Below are 664 nucleotides of genomic sequence, written 5' to 3'. Positions count from 1 at the left end.
GCGAAGGCTGATCCGACATTGAGTTATCCAATTGTTTGCAGAGGCTGCATTATAGTGCTTGCTTTGGGTACACTCAAGAACAGAGCGTCGTTGTGGTGTAAGATATAAGCTGAATGACTCCGGCTACGCATCGCCGTGGTTAATTAGTGTATATTTAACTGAATAATGAATTTAGAGGCTTATTGATGTCTTGGCAGGTCTACATGATCCGAACATCCTGTGGAAAACTATATACCGGCATCAGCACGGATATTGATCGGCGATTTAAAGAACATTGCGAAATGTTTGAGAAAAAGGCGGGGAAGGGCGCCAAGTTTTTCCGTGGTCATGAACCTAGAGAGATCGTTTATTCTCAAGATTTTGAGAGTCGCTCAGAGGCTACTAAGAGAGAGGTAGAGATAAAAAGAATGAGCGTGCTTAAAAAACAAACGCTCATTTGTGAAGCATCAAACCGCTAACGAGTACCCGATAGACTAGAGTACCTTATTAACTATTTTGGTAAGCTGCTCCGGGTCGAATGGCTTAACTAGCCAGCCGGTTGCTCCCGCTTTTTTGCCTTCGGTTTTCTTATCAAGACCTGACTCGGTTGTGAGTAACAGAATGGGTGTAGACTTATGCGAGCCAAGCGCACGCACCTCAGCTGTCATCTCAATGCCACTCATAT

Annotated in this window: 2 protein-coding genes; one reads left to right on the top strand and one right to left on the bottom strand. The window is 44.4% G+C overall.

Going from position 1 to position 664, the window contains the following annotated elements; translation table 11 throughout:
• Positions 1-185 precede the first annotated feature (185 nt).
• Positions 186-458, top strand: coding sequence for a GIY-YIG nuclease family protein (locus A3763_RS16845; protein ID WP_068515703.1), 273 nt, complete (start codon positions 186-188; stop codon positions 456-458).
• Between the two features lie 15 nt (positions 459-473).
• Here the strand turns inward: A3763_RS16845 and A3763_RS16840 are convergent.
• Positions 474-664, bottom strand: a 191-nt coding sequence (locus A3763_RS16840; protein WP_082880497.1) for a response regulator, incomplete at its 5' end; no start/stop codon positions are given.

The organism is Oleiphilus sp. HI0128 (assembly GCF_001635365.1).
Note: the sequence above shows the minus strand (reverse complement) of the source record. Positions and strands in the feature narration are given on the sequence as shown.

Bases quoted from the DNA above. Each gene is read 5' to 3' on its own strand.
- A3763_RS16845 (WP_068515703.1), top strand. From the start codon at position 186: ATGTCTTGGCAGGTCTACATGATCCGAACATCCTGTGGAAAACTATAT.